Genomic DNA, 18,281 nt, shown 5'->3' on the forward strand with positions numbered 1-18,281 from the left:
TCGGACTCAATGTTGCGGAAACAAGGGAGCGAAGTTGGTCGGGCGCATTTGAGTGCGCGCGATGCTTTTCGGGGCATGCACGATGGTGCAGGCCTGCTGTGAGAGGAAATGACGGGGAATGACAAGCAAGCATGTGGCCGTCCTACTGGGGGGATTCTCGTCCGAGCGGCCCGTGTCCCTGTCGTCGGGTAAAGCCTGCGCCGATGCGCTCGAGGGAGAGGGCTACCAGGTCACCCGTGTCGACGTCTCGCGCGACATCGGCTCGGTGCTGAGCGCGCTCAAGCCTGACGTCGTCTTCAATGCGCTGCACGGCCCCTTCGGCGAGGACGGCACCATCCAGGGTATCCTCGAGTACCTCGCCATTCCGTACACCCATTCCGGCGTGCTTGCCTCGGCGCTCGCGATGAACAAGGAACAGGCCAAGAAGGTCGCCAAGGCGGCCGGCATTCCGGTGGCGGAATCGAAGGTGGCCAATCGCTTCGCCATCCAGAACAAGCACCCGATGAAGCCGCCCTATGTCGTCAAGCCGGTCAGCGAAGGGTCGAGCTTCGGTGTCGTCATCGTCCATGAAGGCCAGTCGCATCCACCGCAGATCATCGGCTCGTCCGAGTGGAGATATGGCGATACGGTGATGGTCGAGCGTTATGTGCACGGGCGGGAATTGACGTGCGCGGTGATGGGCGATGTGGCGCTCGGTGTCTGCGAGATCATCCCGACCGGCCATTCCTTCTACGACTACGATTCTAAATACGTCGCGGGAGGATCAAAACACGAATGCCCGGCAAAACTTTCACCGAATATTTACCAAAAAATACAGACACTGACGCTCAAGGCTCACCAAGCTATCGGCTGTCGGGGCGTTTCCCGGTCGGACTTCCGTTATGACGATCGTCACTCCGAAAACGGCGAAATTGTCTGGCTCGAGGTCAACACCCAGCCGGGCATGACGCCGACGTCTTTGGTGCCGGAAATCGCCGCGCAAGCGGGACACTCGTTCGGCGATTTGTTGAGTTGGATGGTGGAGGACGCTTCGTGTCTGCGTTGAAGTGGGGACAGGGCAAGGGGAAGGGCGCGGCCGGGCCGGCGCTGTTCGGCATGCCGTTGTCGTTCGACCATTTCGTGCTGCCGCGCCTGCTCCGCCGGCCGGTGCGCGTGCTGGCGCGCCTCGGCGAAGGCGACTTCGAAGCGCCTCCCTATTGCGCTGCCATGCTGTCGGCGGCACTGCTTGTTTCGAGCAGTGCCTATGGCGCCTATCTCGGCGGATATTCCGACGCCATCGTCCAGAGTGTCACCGCCCGCACCGGCTTTGCCGTCGACCAAGTCAAGGTCGTCGGCAACCGCGAAACGTCCGAGATCGATATTCTCGACAGGCTGGAGCTCGACGGCTGGACCTCGCTGATCGGCTTCGATGCCGAAGCCGCGCGCGAACGCATCACCACGCTACCCTGGGTCGAAGCCGCGGCAGTGCGCAAGGTCTACCCGCATACGCTGGAAGTGCGCGTCGAGGAGCGCGAGCCGTTCGCGCTGTGGCAGCAAGGCAGCGCGCTTTCGGTCATCGAGAAATCCGGCACCGTCATTGCGCCGTTCTCCGGCGGCAAGCAGATATTGCTGCCGCTGATCATCGGCACCGGCGCACCGGCTAAAGCGCCGGATTTCCTCGCCAAGATCAAGAATTATCCGGAGCTTGCCGCGCGGATCAAGGGCTATATCCGCATCGGCGAACGGCGCTGGGATCTCAAGCTTGAAAACGGCATCACGATCAAGCTTCCCGAAGACGGTGAGGACCAGGCGATTGCCGACCTGGTCAGGATGGACCACGAGAACGGGCTTTTGACGCGCGACATCGCCGCCGTCGACATGCGCCTTTCTGATCGTCTGGTCGTCCAGTTGACGCCGGAAGCGGCGACACAGCGCCAGGCCGCGTTCGACGAAAAGCCCAAGATGCTGAAGCGCAAGCCGGAGACGAAGATATGAGCTGGCTTGGCGGCAATAGCGATGCCTCGTCGCGCCGGTCCGGTATCCTGACGGTGCTGGATGTCGGCTCCAGCAAGGTCTGCTGCGTGGTGGCCAAACTCAAGCCGCGCGATGATGGCAAGCTGCTGCGCGGACGCTCGCATCGCGTCCAGGTGATCGGCATCGGCCACCAGAAATCGCAAGGCGTGAAATCGGGCGTCGTCATCGATCTCGACCGCGCCGAGCACGCCATCCGTCTGGCCGTCGACGCCGCCGAACGCATGGCGGGACTGACGGTCGATTCGCTGATCGTCAACATGACTGCCGGTCGGCTGAAGAGCGAGGCTTTTTCGGCCACCATCAATCTCGGCGGCCATGAGGCCGACGAGGCCGACATCAAGCGCGTGCTTGCCGCCGGTGCCAAGCAGGCGCTGCGGGCCGAGCGCGAGGTGATCCATTCGCTTCCCGTTGCCTTTTCGCTGGATGCCGAGCGCGGTGTGCGCGATCCGCGTGGCATGGTTGGCGACCAGCTTGGCGTCGACATGCACGTGCTGACAGGCGATGCAGCGCCCTTGCGCAATCTCGAGCTCTGCATCAACCGCTCGCACCTGTCGGTCGAGCGCATGGTGGCGACGCCCTATGCCAGCGGGCTTGCCGCGCTGGTCGACGACGAGCTCGAAATGGGCGCGGCCTGCATCGACATGGGCGGCGGCACGACGACGATCTCGGTGTTTTCGGAAGGCAAGTTCGTCCATGGCGACGCCATCGCGATCGGCGGTAACCACGTCACGCTGGATATGGCCAAGGGCCTGTCGACCTCGCTCGATGCCGCCGAAAGGCTGAAAGTGATGCATGGCTCGGCGCTGCCTGGCAGTGCCGACGACCGCGACCTGGTTTCCATCCATCCGATCGGCGAGGACGGCGAGGTGCCGTTGCAGATCCCGCGTTCGGTGATGACGCGCATCATCCGCGCCCGCATCGACGAGACGCTGGAATTGCTGCGCGACCGGCTGAACAAATCCGGCTACGGCAACGCGGTTGGCAAGCGTGTGGTGCTGACCGGCGGCGCCAGCCAGCTTGCCGGCCTGCCCGAAGCAGCACGCCGCATTCTCGGCCGCAATGTGCGCATTGGCCGCCCGCTTGGCGTGGCAGGCCTGCCCGAGGCGGCCAAGGGGCCGGCTTTCTCGACGCCCGTCGGGCTTCTGATCTACCCGCAGATGGCGAGCTTCGAGAGCCGCCCGGCGAAGGGAATTTCCGGTCTTCGGATGACCGGAACAGGCGGAAAACTGCATCGAATGAGTCAGTGGTTGAGAGACAGTTTTTAATTTGACGGGGACAGCCCCATAGGCGGCCGCGGCGGCGAAGCGGCGGGAAAGGCAAAGGACGAAGACAATGACCATCAATCTGCAGAAGCCGGACATCACCGAGCTCAAGCCGCGCATCACCGTGTTCGGTGTCGGCGGCGGCGGCGGCAATGCCGTCAACAACATGATCACCGCCGGCTTGCGCGGCGTCGAGTTCGTGGTGGCCAACACCGACGCGCAGGCATTGACGATGTCGAAGGCCGAGCGGCTGATCCAGCTCGGCGCGCATGTCACCGAGGGTCTCGGCGCCGGATCGCAGCCTGAAGTCGGGCGCGCGGCGGCGGAAGAGTGCATCGACGAGATCATCGATCATCTCTCCAACACGCATATGTGCTTCGTCACTGCCGGCATGGGCGGCGGCACCGGTACCGGGGCGGCCCCCGTCGTTGCCCGCGCTGCCCGCGAAAAGGGCATCCTCACCGTCGGCGTCGTCACCAAGCCGTTCCACTTCGAAGGCCAGCGCCGCATGAAGACGGCCGACATGGGTATCGAGGAACTGCAGAAATGCGTCGATACCCTGATCGTCATTCCCAACCAGAACCTGTTCCGGCTGGCCAATGACAAGACCACCTTCGCCGATGCCTTCGCCATGGCCGACCAGGTGCTCTATTCGGGCGTTGCCTGCATCACCGACCTGATGGTCAAGGAAGGCCTGATCAATCTCGACTTCGCCGACGTCCGCTCGGTCATGCGCGAAATGGGCAAGGCGATGATGGGAACCGGCGAGGCTTCGGGCGAGGGCCGCGCAATGGCCGCGGCTGAAGCCGCCATCGCCAACCCGCTGCTCGACGAGACCTCGATGAAGGGCGCCAAGGGCCTGCTGATCTCGATCACCGGCGGCCGCGACCTGACCCTGTTCGAAGTCGATGAGGCGGCAACCCGCATTCGCGAAGAGGTCGACCAGGACGCCAACATCATTCTGGGCGCTACCTTCGACGAGGAACTCGAAGGCGTTATCCGCGTGTCGGTGGTCGCCACCGGCATCGACAAATCGGCGGCCGAAATCGCTGCCGCGCCGATCGCCATCCGCGCGGCTCCGCCGAAGCCGGTCAGCCGCCCGGCGGCCCAGGTCACGGAAATGCGCCCGGCGCCTGTCCAGCAACCGATCTATGAACCACGTGCTGCCGATCCGGTCGCCGAGGCCATTCAGCTCGCCGAGGCGAATGCGGCAGCGATGGCGCAGACCCGCCCGGCACCGGTCGCCCATGCGGAAGACTTCCGTCCGCAGAGCAAGATTTTCCAGGCGCCTCCCGCTCAGCCGCAGCCGATGATGCAGCCAGCGGTTCAGCAAGCGATGCAGCCCGCTCCGCATCGTGAAATGCCGCAGCCGGTTGCCGCGGCACCCCAGCGCATGCCGCGGGTCGAGGATTTCCCGCCGCAGGTGAAGGCCGAAGTGGAAGCCAAGGCCCGCCCGGCCGACCACGAGAACAGCGGCCCCATGGGCTTGCTCAAGCGCCTGACCAACGGCTTGACCCGCCGCGAAGAGGAGCCTGCACGGTTGCAGCCGGCGCAGCCGCGCGAACCGAAACTGCGCCAGGCGCCGGCGGAAGTGCGCCGCCTAGCCAGCCAGGATCCGCAGCTTTACGCACCGCGCCGCGGCCAGCTGGACGAGCAGGGCCGCCTGACGCCGCAGAGCCGGGCTGTCCAGGAAGACGATCAGTTGGAGATTCCCGCCTTCCTGCGCCGACAGGCCAATTGATCTGTTAACGGTTCGTAACAGTTGTTAACAGGCGAGCAGGAAGCTGTTCGCCTGTTAATATTAAAAGCAATTTTAAAACAAAGACTTATGGGGCAATCCCGCGCTGGACCGCGGTTACAACGAGTAAGAAACCGTGATTTGGAGTCTCCTTGCGGGACCATTATCTTCGCCACCGACCAAAGTCGGTTTGCTGGGAGTCTCGGGGAAGTGGCCCTGCCTGCCGATCAATCAAGAGCCGCGCCCTCAGGGCAGATGAAGCGGACCTAGGCAGTACGGGCTATGGGGATTGTTTTGCACGACTATCAGACGACACTTAAATCGCGTGCGACGCTGACCGGCATCGGCGTCCACAGTGGCAATCCGGTCACCGTCCATTTCCTGCCGGCAGATGCCGATACGGGTGTCGTCTTCCAGCTTTCGAATGCGAGCGGAAGCCACGAATTTCGCGCGCTCGTTTCCGAGGTCGGCGCCACCGACCTCTCCACCATGCTTGGCGATCCGCAAGGTGAGCACATTGCCACGGTGGAGCATCTGATGGCGACGCTTTTCGGGCTTGGGATCGACAATCTCGTCATCGAAATCGACGGCCATGAGGTGCCTATCCTCGACGGCAGCGCAGTGATGTTCGTCGAGGCCATTGACCAGGCAGGCATCGAAACGCTGCCGGTCAAGCGTCGCTACATCAGGGTGGTCAAGCCGGTTCGTATCGAGAACGGCGCCTGCTGGGCGGAGTTCAGGCCCTATGACGGCACGCGCTTCGAGATCGAGATCGATTTCGAAAGCCCGGCGATCGGGCGCCAGCTTTTTGCATCCGACATGAATGCCGACATTTTCCGCCGCGACGTCGCGCGGGCTCGCACGTTCGGTTTCATGAAGGACGTCGAGCGGCTATGGGCGGCCGGCTATGCGCTCGGCTCCTCGTTGGAAAACTCCCTGGTGATCGGCGACGACAACCGCGTAATCAACATGGGCGGCGTGCGCTATCCCAACGAGTTCGCGCGCCACAAGACGATGGATGCGATGGGCGACCTGGCGCTCGCCGGTGCCCGGTTCATCGGCTGCTTCCGCTCCTATCGTGGTGGCCACAGGCTGAACGCCGCTGCGCTGCGCCGTCTCTTGTCGGATCGTTCGGCTTTCGAGATCGTCGAGACGACGCGCCGCGAGCGCGGGCGTACCGCCGAGATGAGCGCCGTCAACGCACCCCTCTATGCGCCCTGGATGATCTGATTCTTAAGGTCCTACGGCCTACGTTGCGGTCAAGCTGTGTTGCATGGATGCATCACCGGCCGGCCAAATTACAGAGCTTTCCAGGTGGCGCCAAACCGCCACAAAAATGTGCGATTGGCCGGGGATAGCGTTGCCGGGCAAGGCAATTATGGTTTATGGCTGCTGCCGTTGACTGAAATGACGCCGAAAGGGCGGAATCCAAACATGTTTTTCAAGCGAGTTGGTCAATCGAAGGCGCTGCGGCGGGCTGTTTTCCTGGCGCTTTCGGTGGTCGTTCCATCGCTGTTTCTGTCGGCCTGCATGTCGTCCGAGAAGGACCTCGATCTATCGACCTATGTCGATCAGACCGAGCCGGCCGACGTGCTCTACAATCAGGGTCTCGCCAATCTGAATGCCGGGCGCCTGCAGGAGGCCAGCCGCAAGTTCGATGCCGTCGACCGCCAGCATCCCTATTCCGAATTCGCCCGCAAATCGATGGTGATGGGTGCCTTTGCCGACTACCGTCAGGGCAATTACGATGAGGCGATCGGTTCGGCCAAGCGCTACCTGACCCTTTACCCGTCGACCGACGATGCAGCCTATGCCCAGTATATTATCGGGCTGAGCTACTACCGCCAGATCAAGGACGTCACCCAGGACCAGAAGGAAGCGCGTCTTACCGCGCAGACGATGCAGGACCTGGTGACGCGCTGGCCGACTTCCGAATATGTCGACGATGCCAAGGAGAAGATCCGCTTCGCCAACGATCAGCTCGCCGGCAAGGAGATGCAGATCGGCCGCTACTATCTCGAGCGCCGCGAATACATCGCGGCCGTCAAACGGTTCCGCAACGTCGTGGAGAACTATTCCAACACCCGCCATGTCGAGGAGGCGCTGGCGCGCCTTACCGAGAGCTACTATGCGATGGGGCTGACGTCGGAAGCGCAGACCGCTGCGGCCGTGCTCGGCACCAACTATCCCGACAGCCAGTGGTACAAGGACTCCTACAAGCTCCTGCAGAGTGGTGGGCTCGAGCCGCGCGAGAATGCCGGATCGTGGATCTCCAAGGCCGGGAAGCTGATCACCGGCGCCTGAGCGGCGCGTCACCATGCTCTCCAGGCTGTCGATCCGCGATATCGTTCTGATCGAGAAGCTGGACATCGACTTCTCGTCCGGCCTTTCGGTCCTTACCGGCGAAACCGGCGCCGGAAAGTCCATCCTGCTCGACGCTTTGTCGCTGGCGCTTGGCGCCCGCGGCGACGCGTCGCTGGTGCGGCATGGCGCGGCACAGGGCCAGATCATCGCCGTGTTCGACGTGCCGCGCAACCACGTGGCTCGCATGCTGCTTGCCGAGAATGCCATCGAGGACGACGGCGACATCATCCTGCGCCGCGTCCAGACGGCGGACGGCCGTACGCGTGTGTTCGTCAACGACCAGCCGTCCAGCGTGACGCTGATGCGCGACATCGGCCGTGCGCTGGTCGAGATCCACGGCCAGCATGACGAGCGCGCTTTGGTCGATCCCGGCGCCCATCGCGAGTTGCTCGACAGTTTCGGCGGCCATCTCGGCGCTGCTCGGGCAACCGGCGAGGCGTGGCGGCATTGGCGTACCTGCGAGCAGGAATTTTCACGACACCGGGCCAAAGTCGAAGCAGCTGCCCGCGAGGCCGATTATCTGCGTGCAGCGGTCGCCGAGTTGACCAGGCTCGATCCGCAGCCGGGCGAAGAGACGGAGCTGGCCGAACTGCGCGCCGCGATGATGCGAGCCGAAAAGATCGCCTCGGAAATCCACGATGCGCAGGATGTGCTCTCGGGTCCGTCCTCGCCCTTGCCGCAATTGGCCAGCCTGCTCAGGCGGCTGCAGCGCAAGGTGACCGAAGCGCCCGGGCTGCTCGAGGATGTCGTCAAATCGCTCGACGAGGCGATGCTGTCGCTCGACGCGGCGCAGTCGGGCGTGGAAGCAGCACTTCGCGCCACCGAATATGATCCGCAGCGGCTGGAAAAGGCTGAGGAGCGGCTGTTTTCGCTGCGTGCCGCCTCGCGCAAGCACAGCGTCGCCGTCGATGACCTGGCGCAATTGCGTGACACCATGGCTGCCGACCTTGCCGATCTCGATGCCGGCGAGGAACGCCTGCATGCGCTGGAGAAACAGGCTGCAGCGGCGCGCCAGGCCTATGACATTACGGCGGCCCAGCTGTCGTCGCTTCGCCATGCGGCGGCCGTGGGGCTGACCAAGGCGGTAGTGGCCGAACTGCCGGCGCTAAAACTCGAACGGGCCGAGTTCATCGTCGAGATCGCAAGCGATGCCGAAAGCCGCACCGAAGAAGGCATCGACCAGGTCGAGTTCTGGGTGCGCACCAATCCCGGCACCAGGCCCGGCCCAATGATGAAGGTCGCTTCCGGCGGCGAGCTTTCGCGCTTCCTGCTGGCGTTGAAGGTAGCACTCGCTGACCGGGGCTCGGCGCCGACCTTGGTCTTTGATGAGATTGACACCGGCGTCGGCGGCGCGGTTGCCGACGCCATCGGCCAGCGGCTGGCGCGGCTGGCAAAACGCGTGCAGGTGCTTTCGGTCACGCATGCACCGCAAGTGGCGGCGCGCGCGGCGACGCATTTCCTGATCTCCAAATCGGGCGGGGCCGACCGGGTCTCGACCGGCATCGCCGAGATGGACCGGGCGGCGCGGCAGGAAGAGATCGCACGCATGCTCGCCGGCGCCACCATCACCGACGAGGCGCGCGCGGCGGCCGAGCGGCTGCTGCGGGAGAACACCGCGGCAGCCTAGAGTGGTTTACCGTTTCACGGAAACGCCGAACCGCTCTATTTCTTCGTTCTGCGCAATTCCGGACGGAAAACCGTTTCACACTTTTCCTGGAATTGCTCTAGACGAGTTCGTTTCCGGCGCTCGCGACCTGAGTCAGGGTCTGGCGCCATCCTGCTGTTCAGGAATGATTTTCCGTGTTTGGTCTCTCCCTCATGAAAGAATCCTGTTCTATTGTGTCGCGCCACCGTGGAGGGAGCAGTGCATGGACGAAAAACCAGTCGATTCGCTCAGCGAAAGCGAGGCGGCAAGCGAGTTGAAGCGGTTGGCGCAGGAGATCGCCGAGCACGACCGGCGCTACCATGGCGAGGACGCGCCGATAATCACGGATGCGGAATATGACGCGCTGACCCGGCGCAATCTCGCCATCGAGCAGCGGTTTCCGCATCTCGTGCGCGAGGATTCGCCCTCACGCAGGGTCGGCGCGCCGCCGGCGGAAGGTTTTGCCAAGGTGCGCCACGCGGTGCCGATGCTCAGCCTCGCCAAGGCCTATACCGACCAGGACGTGGCGGACTTCATAGAACGGGGCCGGCGGTTCTTTGACCGCGACAAGGATCTGAACATCGCCTTCACGGCTGAGCCGAAGATCGACGGGCTATCGGCTTCCCTGCGGTATGAAGGCGGTGCGTTCGTACAGGGGGCAACGCGCGGCGACGGTTTCGTCGGCGAGGACATCACCGCCAATCTCAAGACCATCGCCGATATTCCCAAGACCTTGAAGGGATCGGACTGGCCCGAGGTCATCGAAATACGCGGTGAGGTCTACATGACCTACGCGGAATTCGAGGCGCTGAAGCAACGTTCGGCGGCGATCGGCGGCCAGGATTACGTCAATCCGCGCAATACGGCGGCCGGGTCGCTCCGTCAGAAGGACCCGTCCGTTACCGCCAGCCGCAATCTCAAATTCTTTGCCTACGCCTGGGGCTATACCACAAAGGATCCGGCTCCGACCCAATACGATTCCGTGCAGAAATTCGCGGAGTGGGGATTCAAGGTCAGTCCGCTGATGGTCCGGGCAAAGTCGGTCGAGGAACTGGTCGCGCATTATCACCTAATCGAGACCCAGCGCTCATCGCTGGGCTACGACATCGACGGCGTCGTCTACAAGGTGGACCAGTTGGAATTGCAGCGCAGATGGGGCTTCGTCACCGGCGAACCACGCTGGGCCATCGCCCACAAATTTCCGGCCGAACAGGCGATGACGACCGTGCTGAGGATCGACATTCAGGTCGGCCGTACCGGTACGCTGGCGCCCGTTGCCCGGCTTGCGCCCGTCACGGTCGGCGGCGTCGTGGTCGAAAATGTCACGCTTCATAACGAAGATTACATCAAGGGTCTGGACAGCAACGGCCAGCCGATCCGCGACGGCTATGACGTGCGTATCGGCGACACAGTGGTCATCCAGCGGGCAGGGGACGTCATTCCGCAGATCGTGAGCGTCGTAGCCGACAAGCGTCCGCCAGATGCCATGCCCTACGAATTCCCGCACAAATGTCCGATCTGCGGCTCACCCGCGACGCGCGAGATCAACGAGAAGACCGGCAAGGAAGATTCCCGCCGACGTTGCACCGGCGAACTGATCTGCCCTGCGCAGGCCATCGAAGGATTGCGCCACTTTGTGTCGCGCGGCGCTCTGGATATCGAAGGCCTGGGCGCGGAAAACATAGACCTGTTCTTCAATGCCGGGTTGATCAGGACAGCCGCCGATATCTTCACTCTCAGGGACCGCCGTCCCGCCGTCACCAAGGCGCTGGCGGAGCGGCGGGAAGAGCAGGCCAGGCAGCGTGAGGCCGCATCGGGCAAGACGCGCAAGAATGTACGCAGTGTCGAGGAACGCAACTACGACGGCCTCGACAAGCTCTTCGCTGCCATCGACGCTCGCCGCGAACCGGAACTCGATCGCTTCATCTTTGCGCTGGGCATCCGCCATATCGGCGAAACGACGGCCGCTGTGCTGGCCCGAACCTTCTCGACGATCGAGGAGTTGATCCGCATTGGCAAGGAGACAGCAGCGGCAGCCGATCCACACACCGTTTTTCCTTCGATCAACGGCATCGGCGATACCGTGATAGGCGCGCTTCGCGATTTCTTCGGCAATGAACGCAACGACGCCGTGCTTGAAGCGCTGCTCACACAGGTCCACCCGAAGCCGTACATCGTGAACGTCTCAGCCGATAGTGCGGTCGCCGGCAAGACCATCGTGTTTACAGGCACGTTGGAAAAGATGACGCGCCCCGAGGCTAAGGCGATGGCCGAACGTCTAGGCGCGAAGGTCGCCGGCTCGGTTTCCGCGAAGACCGATCTCCTCGTGGCAGGGCCAGGCGCCGGTTCCAAGCTGAAAGATGCGACCAAATTCGGCATCGAGGTGATCGACGAGGACACCTGGCTGCAGCGGATCGGCAAGGGCGGGTGATGGCGGCTGCGTTCAACGGTTTTGGGCAAAAGGCCATTCCCTTCCTCAAGGCGCTGGATTTTCATCAGAGCCGGGAGTGGTTTTTGGAAAACCGCGACCTTTTCGAACGCGACCTGCGCGATCCCTTCGGCGATCTGGTGGAAACGCTCTCCGAGCGCTTCACGGCCGCGGGGCTCGGCCTGCGCGGCGACCGCAAGAAATCGCTGTTCCGAATTAATCGCGATGTGCGTTTCGCCAAGGACAAACGGCCTTATAACCGGCATTTGTCGGCGATCCTTTCGCCAGACGGCACCAAGATGGAACAGGGCGTGTTTTACGTCCATATCGGGCTCGAGCGCTGCTTTGCCGCCGTTGCCTGGTGGCAGCCCGGACCCGAGCTATTGCTGGCGCTGCGCAACGCGATCGCGAAACGGCCCGCTGAATTCCGCGCCCTCGTCGCGGCGCTGAAGAAGAACGGCCTCGAGCTCGACCCGGACGGCTGCATGAAGCGCACGCCGCGTGGCTTCGAGCATATCGCCGAGCCCGATCTCGCTGCCGCGATCCGCAACCGCCATTTTGCCGTCCGGCACGCAATCGAGCCCGCGGATATCTACGGAGCTGGATTGGTCGACGAACTCGTCGACTTCGTCATGCGGGCAAAACCGCTGCTCGACTGGGGCAGGGCGATCGAAGGCAAGGCTTCGCCGCGCTAGGCACGGAAGCGCCCTTGCCGCGACGCCTCAGCCATCACTTCCGCTGATCGTTTGCGTCAAGCGAATTGGTGTGACAAGCCGGACCGCCCTCCCTACATACGGCCTCCCAAGGAGCGGTCGATGTCGGCGGAAGCAATCTCCGAAAGTGCGAAAAGCGATTTCTGGGACGGCGTGCGGCTCAGCATGCCCGTCGTGGTCGCGTCGGCGCCGTTTGCGTTGCTGTTCGGGGCGCTCGCAGTCGACAACGGGTTTTCCGTGCTCGAAGTGTTCCTGATGAGCGCAACGGTGTTCGGCGGCGCCAGCCAGATGGTCGGCATCGAGCTGTTCGGCCAGCATGTCGCGCCGTGGCTGATCGTGCTGTCGATCTTCGCCGTGAATTTTCGCCATGTGCTCTATTCGGCCGGCATCGGCCGGCGCATCGCGCATTGGCCGCTGATCCAGCAGGCGATCGGCTATTTCGTGCTCACCGATCCGCAGTTCGCGGTGGCCGAGCGCAAGGCGGAGGCCGGCGAGACCTTCGGCTTCGCCTGGTATATGGGCCTTGGGCTGCCGGTCTATGTGTTCTGGGTCATCGAAAGCGCGCTCGGCGCGATGTTCGGCAAGCTTATTCCCGACACCCATGCGCTGGGCATCGACTTCCTGCTGCCGATCTATTTTCTTGGCCTTGTCATGAGCTTCCGCAAGCGGCCGCTGTGGCTGCCGGTGGTCGTCACCAGCGCTGCCGCCTCCATCATTGCCTACAAGACGGTCGGCTCGCCCTGGCATGTCTCCATAGGTGCACTGGCCGGCGTGCTGCTCGCCGTCCTCCTGCCGCCTCGCCACAGTGGTGTCGAGGCACGGCCATGAGCACGACCTTGTGGATCATCATCGCCGCTGCGATCGCGACCTATCTGACCCGCATCGGCGGTCATCTGGTGATCTCGCGCTTCGATCATATCCATCCGCGCGTCGAGGCCGGGCTCAACGCCGTGCCGGCGGCGGTGCTGACCACGCTGGTGGCGCCGGCGGCGCTCAGCGCCGGACCGGCGGAATGGGCAGCCTTGATCGTTGCCGGCCTGGTCTCGCTGCGCGGCGGGCTGATGGCGATGTTCCTGGCGGGTGCTGCCGTGCTGATCCTCGCGCGGCAGCTCGTCGGCTGATCGACTCTTGCCTTGGCGGCGAGAGCACACATGCGCTTTGCCGTAGCGACTACTGCCGCGCCGACCCGCAACAGGCTCAGCCGGATCGCCTCCGCTCTCTCCTGGCGGGCGCAACGCACGGCGTCGCTATAGAGCGCTTCGCGCTGCTTCGGCGTCAATGCGCTTAGATCGATCGGCTGGATGCCGAAGGGCTCACGCGACATTTCCATCTCCCCTGGTTTGCCGTGTTGATCGGCAGCTACACCGGCGATTTACGGGAAAGGCATAATCAGCTAAAATGAATAATTAAGATCGTTATGTTCTCCAGGAGAGATGTATGGATTTGGCCGATCTGCGCATCTTCCGCACGGTGGTGCGCGAGGGCGGAATCACCAGGGCAGCGGAAAAACTGTTTCGCGTGCAGTCGAACGTGACCACACGCATCCGGCAGCTCGAGGAGGATCTCGGCGTGCAGCTGTTTATCCGGGAGGGCAAGCGCCTGCACGTATCGCCGGCCGGTCACAAATTGGTCGGCTATGCGGATCGGCTGCTGGCGCTGGCGGAGGAGGCGCGAATGGCGATGCTCGATCCACGCCCGCGCGGCACGCTTCGCCTAGGTGCCATGGAGAGCACCGCCGCGGCCCGGCTTCCAAGTCTGCTCGCCGATTATCACGCACGTTATCCCGAAGTGGAAATCCAGTTGCGCACCGGCAATCCGCAGGTTCTCGCGACCGCCATGCTTGCCGGCGAACTCGATGCAGCCTTCGCCGCCGAGCCGATCGCCGACGCTCCGTTCGAAAAGCAGTCAGCATTCCAGGAGCAGCTGGTCATTGTCTCGGCGGCATCGCGCGTTTCGATCGATGACCGCCTGGACATGCCCAAAACCATGATAGCCTTCGAGCATGGCTGCCCGCACCGAAAGCGGCTGGAACAATGGTATGCGCGCAGAGGGTTCATGGCCGAGAAAACCATCGAGCTTGGTTCATACCATGCCATCCTTGGTTGCGTGGTGGCTGGCATGGGCATAGCGCTGATGCCGAAAAGCGTGCTTTCGGGTTTCCCGGAGAGCCGCTGGCTAAAGCTGCACGAACTGCCCGCTGACGAAGACAACGCCGTCACGGTGTTGTTCTGGCGCAAGGGAGCCGGCTCTCCCAACGTCACGGCTTTGCAGGAACTGCTTGCGGAGCAAAGCCTGTCAACCGGCGTTGCGGCCGCGACTATTGCTTGAGGTCGTGCGGCAGCGGGGCGGTTGCCTTTTCCAGCCAGGCCAGCGTCTCGCCGTCGAGCATCGGTCCGATCTCGGCCAGCACCCGCGCGTGGTATTCGTCGAGCCAATGCAACTCGTCGCGGGTTAAAAGGTCCGACCGGACCAGCCGCTTGTCGATCGGGGCCAGCGTCAGTGTCTCGAAGCCGTGCATGGCGATGTCGCCGCCCTCGATCGTCTCAGCCGGCGTCACCAAGACAAGATTTTCGATGCGGATGCCGTAGGAACCTTCCTTGTAATAGCCGGGCTCGTTGGAGACGATCATGCCGGCCAGCAGCTTTTCGGTGCCGGTCTTGGCGATACGCTGCGGGCCCTCATGCACGGCAAGATAGGAGCCGACACCGTGTCCGGTGCCATGGGCGAAGTCGCATCCGTGTCTCCACAGCGCCAGGCGGGCCACGGCATCGATTTCGGAGCCGCGCGTGCCCTTGGGGAAGCGCAGCATGGAGATGCCGATCATGCCTTTCAGCACCAGCGTGAAGCGTTCGCGCATCTCTTCCGTAGGCGCGCCAATCGGCACCGTGCGGGTGATGTCGGTGGTGCCGTCCTGGTACTGCCCGCCGGAATCGAGCAGGAACAGCTCGCCATCCCCCAGCTTGCGATTGGTGGCGCGGGAGACGCGGTAGTGCATGATGGCGCCGTTAGGACCAGCGCCGGAGATGGTGTCGAACGATACGTCGCGCAGCGGCATCTGTGTTTCTTCGCCGGTCTGACGGCGCGTCTCCTCAAGCCTGGTGACAACGGCGATTTCGTCGAGCGTCCCGGGCTTCTGGCGGTCGAGCCAGCACAGCAGCTTGGCGACCGCGGCGCCGTCGCGGCGATGCGCGGCGCGTGCGCCGGCGATCTCGGCTTTGTTCTTTGTTGCGCGTGGAATGCGGGCCGGATCGGGCACGGCAATGACGGTGCCGCCATTATCCTCGACCAGCATCCTGAGCTTGTCCGCCGCTAGAACCGGGTCCAGCGCGATTTTTGCGCCGCCCTTGGCCAGGGTGACGATTGCCGTTTCGAATTCACCGGGTTCATGCAATTCGGCGAGCTGCGTCAGGTAGGCCGCGGCGGTGCGCGAAAACTTGCGCTGGTCCATGAAAAGCAGATTCGACCCGTCAGCGGCAAGCACGGCAAAGCCGAGCGCCAGCGGTGTGTGCGGTACGTCGCCGCCACGAATGTCGAAGGCCCAGGCGATGGAAGAGGGGTCGGTCAGCACGGCATGGGTGGCGCCGTCCTTCTCGATGGCCGCCGCCAGCCGCACCAGCTTGTCCTTGGCCAGTTCGCCGGGAAAGCCGATCGGGTGGATCTCGACCGGCGCCAGTGGCGGCCCGGGCTGGTCCTGCCAGATCGCGTCGATCGGATTCTCTTCGAGCGACACCAGTATCGCGCCGGACTTCTCGGCCGAGGCCTTCAGGGCCTTGACGTCGCTGATCGTATGCAGCCACGGATCGAAGCCCAACCGCACGCCCTTGCCGAGATTGTCCTTGATCCAGTTGGCCGGCGGGTTGTCGACAAGGCTCTCGATCGAAAAGATGTCGAGATCGACCTCCTGGCGCGCCTGCAGCGTGTAGCGCCCGTCGACAAACATGACGGCGCGCTCGCCAAGCACAATGGCGACTCCGGCCGAGCCGCTGAAGCCGGTCAGCCATTTCAGCCGTGCAGAGCGGTCGGCGACATATTCGCCCTGGTGCTCGTCGGCACGGGGCACGATGAAGCCATCCAGCCCGTTCGCCGCCAACCATTGGCGCAGCATTGCCACGCGCGGCTTGCCAACGGCCGGATCGCCAGCGGAATCGAAGGTCTGGAACATGTCGGCTCTCCTCGAATGCTGGCGCGACCGTAGCGCATGACTTCGAAAATCGGAATCGATTTTCGGAACGATCATTCCCGGTTGCTGCGTGTCTCTTTGCGCATGGACGCCATGCAGAATCGGCGATTTCAAAAAGCGTCAGCAGGGCTTACCTTCTTCACGTGGAGGAAGAGTCCTATTGCTCTGCAAAGGAGACTGTCATGTCCACGATTTCAGCCAGACGCGGATTTTTCAGAAACGCTGTGAACGCGCTGATCGAAGCTCGCCAGCGCGAGGCGAGCAGGTATGTGAGCGGCGTTCTGCTTGGCTTTGATGACGAAACGCTGAAAGCTCACGGCTACGATCGCGAAGAGCTGAAGAAAGCGGCGAACTCGCGCTAAATCTGGGCGAATTCCGGCTTCGCTTGAAAGCGTCGCGCTTCAGCGCTTGAGGTGAATCGTCACCCAGCCCTCGCGGTGCAAGGTGCGGACGTGCCGGAGTTTCTGGCCGACATAGGCCGCGATTACCGCGTCGCGCTGACGCTCGAGGATGCCCGACAACACGATCGAGCCACCCAGCGCGATATGCCCGGCCATTTGCGGCGCCAGACGCATCAGCGGCCGCGCCAATATATTGGCGACGATCAGGTCGAAGGGGGCGCGCGCGGCAAAGATCGGATGATGGAAACCGGGCGCCGCCACCGTTTCGACGAGCGCCTTGACCTGGTTCAGCCGCGCATTGGCGGCGGCCACCTTGACGGCGACCGGGTCGATGTCGGTCGCCAGCACCCGAATATGCGCGAGCTTGGCCACCGCGATGGCGAGCACCGCGCTGCCGGTGCCAAGGTCGAGCGCGTTGCGCGGATGCTCGCGCCGTATGACCTGCTCCAACATTTCGAGGCAGCCGGCGGTGGTGCCGTGATGGCCGGTGCCGAAGGCAAGGCCGGCCTCGATCTCGATGGCGAGCTCGCCGCTGTGGCGCTTCCTGCGGTCATGCGCGCCATGGACGAAGAAGCGCCCGGCCCGCACCGGCTTCAATCCCTCCAGCGAGCGCGCCACCCAGTCGATGTCGGGCAGCGCTTCGCGCGCTATCGGTTTCGACAGCGACAGCCCGGCAAGGATGTCCCTGAGCCGCGCCTCGACCGCGTCGACGTCGTCGTCGGCATAGAGCGATACTTCGTGGATGTCGCGGTCCTCGTCGACCTCGAGCACCGCAATCGGCAGGCCCTCATCGTCGAACGCCGCACCGAGCGCCGCGAAGATGCGATCAGCCTCGATCTTGCCCGCGGTGAAATACAAACGCGTCTGCGTCATTACCGGATATGTCAACCTTTCGCCGCCAGCCGTTTGAGCTTGGCGATCGCGGCGTCCGGGCTTTCGCCATAGGCAATGGTGCCGGCAAAATCGCCCTTGGCATTGAGCAGCAGCACCGAAGCGGTGTGGTCCATCGTATAGTCGCCGTCGTTCGTGTCGACTTTCTTCCAGTAGATGCCGAAGGACTTGGCCATGGCGTGGACCTTGTCCGGATCGCCTGATATGCCGAGGATGCGATCGGAGAAATTGCTGACATAGGTGTTCATGATTTCGGGCGTGTCGCGCTCGGGGTCGACCGTAACGAAATAGGCGCGCAGGTTCTTGCCGTCGTCGCCCATCGTCTTCAGCCAGCCGGCCAACTCGAAAAGCGTGGTCGGGCAGACTTCCGGACAGTGCGTGAAGCCGAAGAAGACGACGCTGGGGTGGCCGCGAAAGGCGGCTTCGGTGACCGGCGCGCCCTTCTGGTCGACCAGCGTGAAAGGTGCTCCGAACGGCTCGCCGCCATAATGTCCGCGGTACCAGTCGAAGGTGAGCCAACCGATTCCTGCGGCCATCAGGACGAGAATACCGACCAGAATTGAACGCATCATCAGTGAAGTCCGTCGTTATTTCCATCGGGCGCCGGGTTGGCGCCGCGAAGCCCTGGCTTGGCGAACACTCTTAG

The 18,281-nt window shown here is 63.3% G+C and carries 16 protein-coding genes; 13 read left to right on the top strand and 3 right to left on the bottom strand.

From position 1 onward, the window contains the following. Positions 1–118 precede the first annotated feature (118 nt). The 12 genes from AC0L2Y_RS14865 to AC0L2Y_RS14920 all read left to right on the top strand — a co-directional run bounded on the left by AC0L2Y_RS14865 (position 119) and on the right by AC0L2Y_RS14920 (position 14,491). Positions 119–1,045, top strand: coding sequence for a D-alanine--D-alanine ligase (locus AC0L2Y_RS14865; RefSeq protein ID WP_473557260.1), 927 nt, complete (start codon positions 119–121; stop codon positions 1,043–1,045). Then, positions 1,033–1,974 carry a cell division protein FtsQ/DivIB gene (locus tag AC0L2Y_RS14870; protein WP_473557262.1) on the top strand — a complete coding sequence of 314 codons (942 nt, stop codon included), beginning with the start codon at positions 1,033–1,035 and terminating at the stop codon, positions 1,972–1,974. The genes AC0L2Y_RS14865 and AC0L2Y_RS14870 overlap by 13 nt, the downstream gene beginning before the upstream one ends. Continuing rightward, entirely contained in the window at positions 1,971–3,278 is a 1,308-nt protein-coding gene (gene ftsA / locus AC0L2Y_RS14875; RefSeq protein ID WP_023676759.1) for a cell division protein FtsA, read from the top strand. Before AC0L2Y_RS14870 ends, ftsA begins: the two co-directional genes overlap by 4 nt. A gap of 67 nt (positions 3,279–3,345) precedes the next feature. After that, a complete protein-coding gene (ftsZ, locus tag AC0L2Y_RS14880) occupies positions 3,346–5,016 on the top strand; it encodes a cell division protein FtsZ (protein ID WP_352492694.1) in 1,671 nt (556 codons plus the stop codon). A 279-nt stretch (positions 5,017–5,295) separates the two neighbouring features. After that, complete coding sequence (gene lpxC / locus AC0L2Y_RS14885; protein WP_352492693.1) at positions 5,296–6,243, top strand: UDP-3-O-acyl-N-acetylglucosamine deacetylase; 948 nt, start codon at positions 5,296–5,298, stop codon at positions 6,241–6,243. Positions 6,244–6,447: 204 nt separating this feature from the next. Further along, complete coding sequence (locus tag AC0L2Y_RS14890; RefSeq protein WP_473557266.1) at positions 6,448–7,317, top strand: outer membrane protein assembly factor BamD; 870 nt, start codon at positions 6,448–6,450, stop codon at positions 7,315–7,317. 13 nt (positions 7,318–7,330) lie between these two features. Next, entirely contained in the window at positions 7,331–9,004 is a 1,674-nt protein-coding gene (gene recN / locus AC0L2Y_RS14895; RefSeq protein ID WP_473557268.1) for a DNA repair protein RecN, read from the top strand. A gap of 241 nt (positions 9,005–9,245) precedes the next feature. Further along, a complete protein-coding gene (gene ligA / locus AC0L2Y_RS14900; RefSeq protein ID WP_473557270.1) occupies positions 9,246–11,453 on the top strand; it encodes an NAD-dependent DNA ligase LigA in 2,208 nt (735 codons plus the stop codon). Next, a complete protein-coding gene (locus AC0L2Y_RS14905) occupies positions 11,453–12,145 on the top strand; it encodes a DUF2461 domain-containing protein (RefSeq protein ID WP_473557272.1) in 693 nt (230 codons plus the stop codon). The genes ligA and AC0L2Y_RS14905 overlap by 1 nt, the downstream gene beginning before the upstream one ends. Before the next feature lie 120 nt (positions 12,146–12,265). Beyond that, on the top strand, positions 12,266–12,991 hold the full coding sequence (locus tag AC0L2Y_RS14910; protein ID WP_473557274.1) for an AzlC family ABC transporter permease: 726 nt from the start codon (positions 12,266–12,268) through the stop codon (positions 12,989–12,991). Beyond that, positions 12,988–13,284 carry an AzlD family protein gene (locus AC0L2Y_RS14915; protein ID WP_473557277.1) on the top strand — a complete coding sequence of 99 codons (297 nt, stop codon included), beginning with the start codon at positions 12,988–12,990 and terminating at the stop codon, positions 13,282–13,284. The genes AC0L2Y_RS14910 and AC0L2Y_RS14915 overlap by 4 nt, the downstream gene beginning before the upstream one ends. A gap of 316 nt (positions 13,285–13,600) precedes the next feature. Further along, entirely contained in the window at positions 13,601–14,491 is an 891-nt protein-coding gene (locus AC0L2Y_RS14920) for a LysR substrate-binding domain-containing protein (protein ID WP_473557279.1), read from the top strand. On the opposite strand, the gene AC0L2Y_RS14925 is transcribed toward AC0L2Y_RS14920, so the two are convergent. After that, positions 14,481–16,325: an aminopeptidase P family protein gene (locus tag AC0L2Y_RS14925; protein WP_473557281.1), complete on the bottom strand. Its 1,845-nt coding sequence runs from the start codon at positions 16,323–16,325 to the stop codon at positions 14,481–14,483. The two genes, AC0L2Y_RS14920 and AC0L2Y_RS14925, sit on opposite strands and share 11 nt — an antisense overlap. Positions 16,326–16,525: 200 nt before the next feature. Between AC0L2Y_RS14925 and AC0L2Y_RS14930 the strand changes: the two genes are divergently transcribed. Next, a complete protein-coding gene (locus tag AC0L2Y_RS14930; protein WP_473557284.1) occupies positions 16,526–16,705 on the top strand; it encodes a hypothetical protein in 180 nt (59 codons plus the stop codon). A gap of 39 nt (positions 16,706–16,744) precedes the next feature. Here the strand turns inward: AC0L2Y_RS14930 and AC0L2Y_RS14935 are convergent, their stop codons facing one another. Together AC0L2Y_RS14935 and AC0L2Y_RS14940 are read right to left on the bottom strand one after the other, a co-directional pair. Continuing rightward, positions 16,745–17,617: a 50S ribosomal protein L11 methyltransferase gene (locus tag AC0L2Y_RS14935; RefSeq protein ID WP_473557285.1), complete on the bottom strand. Its 873-nt coding sequence runs from the start codon at positions 17,615–17,617 to the stop codon at positions 16,745–16,747. Positions 17,618–17,628: 11 nt separating this feature from the next. Next, entirely contained in the window at positions 17,629–18,207 is a 579-nt protein-coding gene (locus tag AC0L2Y_RS14940; protein ID WP_473557287.1) for an SCO family protein, read from the bottom strand. Between the last annotated feature and the right edge of the window lie 74 nt (positions 18,208–18,281).

This window comes from Mesorhizobium sp. WSM4830, assembly GCF_055811495.1.